Source organism: Tepidibacter thalassicus DSM 15285 (assembly GCF_900129915.1).
Lineage (GTDB): Bacteria > Bacillota > Clostridia > Peptostreptococcales > Peptostreptococcaceae > Tepidibacter > Tepidibacter thalassicus.
The window spans coordinates 19,537-27,254 of record NZ_FQXH01000026.1 but is presented as its reverse complement, the minus strand read 5'-3'; the positions used below and the strand labels follow the sequence as shown (position 1 = coordinate 27,254).

General features: G+C 28.8%; 6 protein-coding genes and 2 rRNA genes. All 8 read left to right on the top strand.

The window, feature by feature from the left end:
* A 23S ribosomal RNA gene (locus tag BUA19_RS09685) occupies window positions 1–142 on the top strand; the annotation flags it as partial.
* A 42-nt stretch (window positions 143–184) separates the two neighbouring features.
* Window positions 185–301 (top strand): 5S ribosomal RNA (gene rrf / locus BUA19_RS09680).
* Window positions 302–373: 72 nt separating this feature from the next.
* On the top strand, window positions 374–880 hold the full coding sequence (locus tag BUA19_RS09675; RefSeq protein ID WP_072726009.1) for a thioredoxin family protein: 507 nt from the start codon (window positions 374–376) through the stop codon (window positions 878–880).
* 155 nt (window positions 881–1,035) lie between these two features.
* Entirely contained in the window at window positions 1,036–3,021 is a 1,986-nt protein-coding gene (locus BUA19_RS09670) for an elongation factor G (protein ID WP_072726007.1), read from the top strand.
* Between the two features lie 206 nt (window positions 3,022–3,227).
* Window positions 3,228–3,689: a CtsR family transcriptional regulator gene (locus BUA19_RS09665; RefSeq protein ID WP_072726005.1), complete on the top strand. Its 462-nt coding sequence runs from the start codon at window positions 3,228–3,230 to the stop codon at window positions 3,687–3,689.
* A 17-nt stretch (window positions 3,690–3,706) separates the two neighbouring features.
* On the top strand, window positions 3,707–4,213 hold the full coding sequence (locus BUA19_RS09660; protein WP_072726003.1) for a UvrB/UvrC motif-containing protein: 507 nt from the start codon (window positions 3,707–3,709) through the stop codon (window positions 4,211–4,213).
* A 12-nt stretch (window positions 4,214–4,225) separates the two neighbouring features.
* Window positions 4,226–5,248, top strand: a complete 1,023-nt coding sequence (locus BUA19_RS09655; protein WP_207645987.1) for a protein arginine kinase — start codon at window positions 4,226–4,228, stop codon at window positions 5,246–5,248.
* An 11-nt stretch (window positions 5,249–5,259) separates the two neighbouring features.
* Window positions 5,260–7,701 (top strand): ATP-dependent Clp protease ATP-binding subunit, encoded by a 2,442-nt coding sequence (locus BUA19_RS09650; RefSeq protein WP_072726001.1) that lies wholly within the window; start codon window positions 5,260–5,262, stop codon window positions 7,699–7,701.
* Window positions 7,702–7,718 lie beyond the last annotated feature (17 nt).

Genomic DNA, 7,718 nt, shown 5'->3' with positions numbered 1-7,718 from the left:
TCTAAGCGCGAAGCCACCCTCAAGATAAGATTTCCCACCGCAAGGGTAAGACCCCAGGAAGACTACCTGGTAGATAGGTCCAAGGTGTAAGCTCAGTAATGAGTTCAGCTGATGGATACTAATAGGTCGAGGACTTGACCAATAAATCTGTGCAGTTTTGAAAGTATGAAAAAAATGAAGATTATGTGGTTACAATAGCGAGGAGGATACACCTGTTCCCATTCCGAACACAGAAGTTAAGCTCCTCAGCGCCGATGGTACTTGGAGGGAGACCTCCTGGGAGAGTAGGACGTAGCCACGTAATCTTTTTTTATTATAATTTTTATGATATAATAGTCTTTAAGTAGCATATCCATATGGGGGGTATAAATATATGCTTTTAAAAGATTTGTTTTTTAAAGGATTGAGTTTTGATAAATTTTTAGAATCTGCTGAAGAAGTATATAGATCTAAAATGGAGAAAATAAAAAATAGCATAAATATGGAGAAAGATTTAGTAAATAAAATTAAAAAAATAAGTAAGAAGATATATATACTAGTATTTGCTGAAGCATGGTGTCCAGATTGTCAAATAAATTTACCTGGAGTTAGTTTTATATCTGATTTAAATGAAAACATTGATTTGAGAATTGTTTCTAGAGAAGGAAATGATGAGGCTATAAAAAAATACAGGATAAATGGAAAACCTAGAATACCTATATTTGTGATAATGGATGAAAATTTTAATGAATTAGGAGTATTTATTGAATTACCAACTATTTTAAAGGAAATTATAGCTAGAGGGAATGAGACGGAAACATTGGTTTCTAAAAGGAAATATAAAAAAGGAGAATATGTTAAAGATACAATAAATGATGTGTTAAAGATAATAGGCCTATAAAGGGCCTATTTTTTATGTTTATAAAGGCTTATTTTATCATAATAAAAAGTTTATTACATAATATTTAATTAAAGAAGCGAGATATAAAAATAAAAAGAGGAACTATTAAAAAAATAAAGAATATTAATAAAAAGGAAAAAGGGGGATTTTTTTTTATGAAAGTTTATGAAAGCGATAAAATAAGAAATATTGTTATTTTAGGTCATTCTGGGTGCGGGAAAACAAATTTAACAGAAGCTATACTTTATACAAACAATTTAGTAAATAGAATAAGCAAGCCAACTGATCAAGTAAATATGACATCTACATTGAATTTGATACCTGTGGAATGGAATAATCATAAATATAATTTTTTAGATACTCCAGGATATTTTGATTTTTATGGAGATGTAGTTTCAGCTATGAGAGTAGCTGCTGGAGCGATAATAGTTGTAGATGGAACTTGTGATATTCAAGTTGGAACAGATAAGGCTTTAGAAATAACAGATGAAAATAATACCCCAAGGTTTATATTTGTAAATAAAATAGATAGTGAAAAAGCAAATTATAATAAAGTATTGGAACAGTTAAGAGAAAGATATGGTAAAAAAATAGCACCTTTTCATATACCAATGGGTAAAGATAAAGAATTTAAAGGATTTGTGAATGTAGTAGATATGTTTGCAAGAGAATATAAAAATAAAAATTGTGTAACAGTTCAAATACCAGAATACATGAAAGAATATATTAATCCTGTGAGAGAAATGTTACTTGAATCTGTTGCTGAAAGTGATGATGAATTGCTCGATAAATACTTTGCTGGAGAACCGTTTACTGTTGAAGAAATACATAAGGGATTAAGACAAGGTGTAATAAATGGGGAGATAATTCCTGTGTTGTGTGGGTCTACATCAAAAAATATAGGAATACATACTCTTTTAGATATGATTTGGGATTATATGCCATCTCCTGTTGATGTAGGATATAATAGTGAGAAAAGTGAGTTTTCTGGGATAGTTTTTAAAACATTGGTAGATCCATTTATAGGTAAAGTTTCTTGGTTGAAAGTTTGTGAAGGGGAGTTAACTTCTGATACTGAAGTATATAATGTAAATAAAAGTCAAAAAGAAAAAATTTATCATTTATATACATTGAAAAATAAAGAGCAAATAGAGATAAAAAAAGCTGTTGCAGGAGATATAGTTGTATTAACTAAGCTTTCTAATGTTCAAACAGGAGATACTCTTTCAACTAATTCAAATAGAGAACCTTTTGATAATATAGATTTTCCAAAACCTCAAATTTACTTTGCAATAGATTCTTTAAATAAAGGAGATGAAGAAAAGATAAGTGCAGGTCTTCATAGACTTGTGGAAGAAGATCCTTCTATTACATGGTTTAGGAATCATGAAACAAAACAAACATTAATAGGTGGTCAAGGAGAAATACATATCAATTCTATAAAAGATAAGTTAAAAGAAAAATTTGGAGTAGATGTAAAACTTTCTGATTTGAAAGTTGCATATAGAGAAACTATAAAAGGAAAAGCAGATGTTCAAGGTAAACATAAAAAACAAAGTGGAGGCCATGGCCAATATGGAGATGTGAAAATAATATTTGAACCGTCAAATGAAGAATTTGTATTTGAAGAAAAAATATTTGGGGGAGCAGTTCCTAAACAGTATATTCCAGCTGTAGAAAAAGGTTTAAAAGAATCGTTGAGATCAGGAGTATTAGCTGGTTTTCCAGTAATGAATATAAAAGCTACATTGTATGATGGTTCTTATCATGATGTAGATTCATCTGAGATGGCATTTAAAATAGCGGCATCAATTGCATTTAAAAAAGGAATGGAAAGTGCGAATCCGGTACTTCTTGAGCCTATAATGAATTTGAAAATAGTAGTACCAGAAGAATATATGGGAGATATAATGGGAGATATAAACAAGAGAAGAGGAAAAATACTTGGAATGGAACCAGCTTCTCGAGGAAAACAGATTATATACGCACAGGCTCCTCAAGCTGAAACTTTTAGATATGCAATAGATTTAAGATCAATGACTCAAGGTAGAGGATATTTTGAAATGGAATTTGAAAAATATGAAGAAGTTCCATCTCAAATAATGGATAAAATAATAGAAGAAGTAAAAAATAATAAATAGATATAAAAATGGTGACTAATTAGTCACCATTTTATTTAGAATAAAAAAGAGAAAAAATGAGAAATAATAAGATATATTTAGATAATTGCAGATATTGAAAAAAATTAAAAAAAAATAATAAAAAATTATATTTGAATAAAAAATAAATTTATTTATAATAAAATTAAAGTCAAAGAAAGTCAAAGTAAAATTCGAGGAGTGGTTCAATGCCATCTATATCAGACGTAATAGAAAAATTTATAAAAGAACTTTTAAAGGAAAATAAGAACATTGAGATAAGGAGAAATGAGCTTGCAAATTTCTTTAACTGTGCTCCTTCTCAAATAAATTATGTACTTACAACTAGATTTAATATAGATAATGGATATTATATAGAGAGCAAAAAAGGTGGAGGAGGATATATAAAAATAATAAAAATTGACTTAGATAAAAATCAGTATATAAAAGGAGTTATTTATGAAAAAATAAAAGACAATATAACGTATATTTCATCTAAAAAATTAATTTCAAATTTAAGGCAATTAGGGATAATAACTGCTAGAGAAGAAAAAATAATATTAGCTGCGATAGATGATAAATCTATAAATGCTCCTGTTAAAGATTTAAAAGATAAGATAAGAGCTAGTATTTTAAAAAATATATTGATGAGTATTTTGGGATACTTTTAGGAGGTGGGGATTTTAATATGATATGTGAAAAGTGTAATAAAAGAGAAGCAACTATTCATTTAACAGAGATAATAAACGGGAAAAAAAGGGAATTGCATTTATGTGAAGAATGTGCAAATAAAGAAAAAAGTATAAATTTTAACATGGATTTTGATATGCCTTTTTCTATGAAAGATATACTTTCGAGTATTATAGATATGGGAATAAGTAATGATTTTTATAAAGTAGAAGAGTTTGTTTGTAGTGAATGTAAGGAAAGTTATACGAGATTTAAAGAAATAGGAAGACTTGGATGTTATAAATGTTATGATGCATTTAAAGAACAATTAATTCCCGTTATAAAAAGAATACAAGGATCTACAGAGCATATAGGAAAAGTTCCTAAAAAGATAGGAGGGTCTTTGAGAATAAAGAATGAAATAAAAAGACTTAAAAATGAGCTTAATAAAGCTGTAGAAAGAGAAGAATTTGAAAAAGCAGCTCAAATTAGAGATAAAATAAGGGAATTAGAAAAGCAAATATAAGGGGGTGTAGGTGTGACTAATTGGATAAAAAATGAAGATAATAGTGAAAATGTAGTTATAAGTTCTAGAATTCGTCTTGCTAGAAATTTAATAGATTATCCTTTCCCGAACAAATTAAGAAAAGAAGAATCGGAAGAAATAATTAAAAAAGTAAAAGATACTATATTAAAAGGAAATACAGTTTTAAAAGATGAATTTGAATTTTACAAAATGAGCGAGCTTGATGAAATAGAAAGAAAAATTATGGTAGAAAATCATTTAATAAGCATTGACCTTGGGAAAAATGAAAATGCTGGGGTTTTGATTAAAAAAGATGAAACTGTAAGCATTATGATAAATGAAGAGGATCATTTGAGAATACAAACTCTTTTTAGTGGGTTTAAATTGAATGAAGCTTGGGATATTGCTGATAAGATAGATGATATATTAGAGGAAAATTTAAATTATGCATTTGATGAGAGATTGGGATATTTAACATCTTGTCCAACAAATGTTGGAACAGGACTTAGAGCATCTATTATGGTTCATCTTCCAGCGCTTGTTGAGCTTGGATATATAAATGGAGTTTTAAATGCAGCAAATAAAATAGGACTCGCTGTAAGGGGTATTTATGGTGAAGGATCGGGTTCTCTTGGAAATATATATCAAATATCTAATCAATTAACTCTTGGCAGAGATGAAAATGAGATAATAGGTAATATAATAGGAATATCAAAACAGATAATAGAAAAAGAATTATCTGCTAGAGAAATGCTTAAAAATAAATTGGGACCGAAACTTGAAGATAGATTTTTTAGATCTCTTGGTATATTGAAATATTCGAGATTAATAAGTTCAAAAGAAGCCATGAACCTTTTATCAAATGTAAAGCTTGGAATAGAAATGGGATATATAAACGAATTCACAACAAGAGATATAGATAAGCTTATGATAGAAATTCAGCCTGCATATCAATTGAGATTGTATAATTCAATGGATTCTATTGAAAGGGATATGAATAGAGCAAAATTTATAAGGGAAAAATTAAGTATTTAGGAGGTGTAGTTATGTTTGATAAATTTACAGAAAGAGCTAAAAGAACACTTGATTTAGCTGCCATAGAAGCTAGTAAAATGGGACATAATTTAGTTGGAAGTGAACATATACTGTTAGGTCTTTTAGGAGATGAAGATAGTATAGCTAGTAAAGTTTTAAATAAGTTAGGAGCTTCATCAAAAGCAATTAAAGATAAAATAATACAAATAGAGGGTAGTCAAACTCCAGGAGCACAAGTTTTAGGATTTAGTCCTAGAACAAAAAAAATATTTGAACTTGCTATAATTGAAGCTAAAAGATTAGGACATAATTACGTAGGTACAGAACATATATTGTTAGGTCTTATTAGAGAAGGAGAAGGAATAGGTGCTAGAATACTATTAGAGCTTGGAGTAGATTTTAATATGATAGTAAAGGAAGTTGTAAATTCACTTGAAGATGTAAATATATCTAAAAATGAAAATAAAAGCAATAGTCATAGAAAACAAAATACTCCAACATTGAATAAGTTTGGAACAGATTTAACATCTCAATTTGAAGAAGGAAAACTTGATCCTGTTATAGGAAGAGAAAAAGAAATACAAAGAATAATTCAAATTTTAAGTAGAAGAACAAAAAATAATCCGGTGTTAATAGGAGATCCTGGAGTAGGTAAAACAGCAATAGTTGAAGGGCTTGCAGGAAAAATAGTATCGGGAGATGTTCCAGAAATATTAAAAAATAAAAGAGTAGTAACATTGGATTTGGGCTCTATGCTTGCAGGTGCTAAATATAGAGGAGAATTTGAAGAAAGAATAAAAAAGGTAATGGAAGAATTGATAAAAGAAAAAGATGTGATATTATTTATAGATGAGCTTCATACAATAGTTGGAGCAGGGGGAGCTGAAGGGGCAATAGACGCTTCAAATATATTAAAACCTGCACTTGCTAGAGGTGAAATTCAGATAATAGGAGCAACTACCATAGATGAATATAGAAAATATATAGAGAAAGATTCTGCTCTTGAAAGAAGATTTCAGCCTGTTATGGTAGAAGAACCAAGTATTGAAGATACTATAAGAATTCTTGAAGGATTGAGAGATAAATACGAGGCACATCATAAAGTGAAAATATCAGATGATGCTATAAAAGCTGCTGTAAATCTTTCACATAGATATATAACAGATAGATTTTTACCTGACAAAGCAATAGATTTAATAGATGAAGCAGGTTCTAAAGTAAGACTTAAAAATTATACTCCTCCAAAAGATATAAAAGAGCTTGAATTAAAACTTGAGACTTTATCAAAAGAAAAAGAAGAAGCAATAAGAAATCAAGATTTTGAAAAAGCAGCTAAAATTAGAGATGAAGAAAAAGATATTAAAGAAAAATTAGAAAAAACAAAGGAAAGCTGGAAAAATGATGTTTCTAAAGAATCAAATATAGTAAGTGAAGAAGATATAGCAAATGTAGTATCTTCTTGGACTGGCATACCTGTAACTAAACTTGTTCAAGAAGAATCTGAAAAACTCTTAAATTTAGAAGAAATACTTCATAATAGAGTTATAGGTCAAGATGAAGCAGTTAAATCAATAGCAAAATCTATAAGAAGAGCGAGAGTTGGACTTAAAGATCCAAAAAAACCTATTGGATCATTTATATTCTTGGGCCCAACAGGAGTTGGAAAAACAGAGCTATCTAAAGCATTAGCTGATGTAATGTTTGGAGATGAAGATTCAATAATTAGAATTGATATGTCTGAATATATGGAAAAACATGCAGTATCTAGACTTATAGGATCTCCTCCTGGATATGTAGGACATGAAGAAGGAGGACAATTAACAGAGAAAGTTAGAAGAAAACCTTATTCAGTAATATTATTTGATGAGATAGAAAAAGCTCATCCTGAAGTATTTAATGTACTTCTTCAAATTTTAGATGATGGAAGATTAACTGATTCTAAAGGAAGAACTGTAGATTTTAAGAATACAGTCATAATAATGACATCTAATGTGGGAGCACATACTATATCTAAGCAAAAAACATTAGGTTTTAAAGCTACAGTTGATGAAAAAGAAATTCAAAAAGATGAATATGAAAAAATGAAAGAAAATGTAATGAAAGAACTTAGACAAAAATTTAGACCTGAATTTTTAAATAGAATAGATGATATAATAGTATTCCACTCATTAAATCAAGAACATATAGATCAAATAGTAAAACTCATGATTAAAGGACTTGAAGAAAGATTAAAAGAAATGAATATTGAAATGTCACTTACTGATGAAGCTAGTAAATTGATATCTAAAGAAGGATTTGATCCTGAATATGGAGCTAGACCTTTGAAAAGAGCTATACAAAGGTTGTTAGAAGATAGTATTTCAGAAGAAATATTAAAGGGCAATATAAAAGAAGGAGATAATATAATTGTTAAAGAAAAGGATGGAAAATTAGTATTTGAAAAAAGAGCTTAAATTTAAGCTCTTTTTTC

What these genes read in the sequence shown, in the direction of transcription:
- BUA19_RS09675 (WP_072726009.1), top strand. Translation starts at nt 374, where the DNA reads ATGCTTTTAAAAGATTTGTTTTTTAAAGGATTGAGTTTTGATAAATTT.
- BUA19_RS09670 (WP_072726007.1), top strand. Translation starts at nt 1,036, where the DNA reads ATGAAAGTTTATGAAAGCGATAAAATAAGAAATATTGTTATTTTAGGT.
- BUA19_RS09665 (WP_072726005.1), top strand. Translation starts at nt 3,228, where the DNA reads ATGCCATCTATATCAGACGTAATAGAAAAATTTATAAAAGAACTTTTA.
- BUA19_RS09660 (WP_072726003.1), top strand. Translation starts at nt 3,707, where the DNA reads ATGATATGTGAAAAGTGTAATAAAAGAGAAGCAACTATTCATTTAACA.
- BUA19_RS09650 (WP_072726001.1), top strand. Translation starts at nt 5,260, where the DNA reads ATGTTTGATAAATTTACAGAAAGAGCTAAAAGAACACTTGATTTAGCT.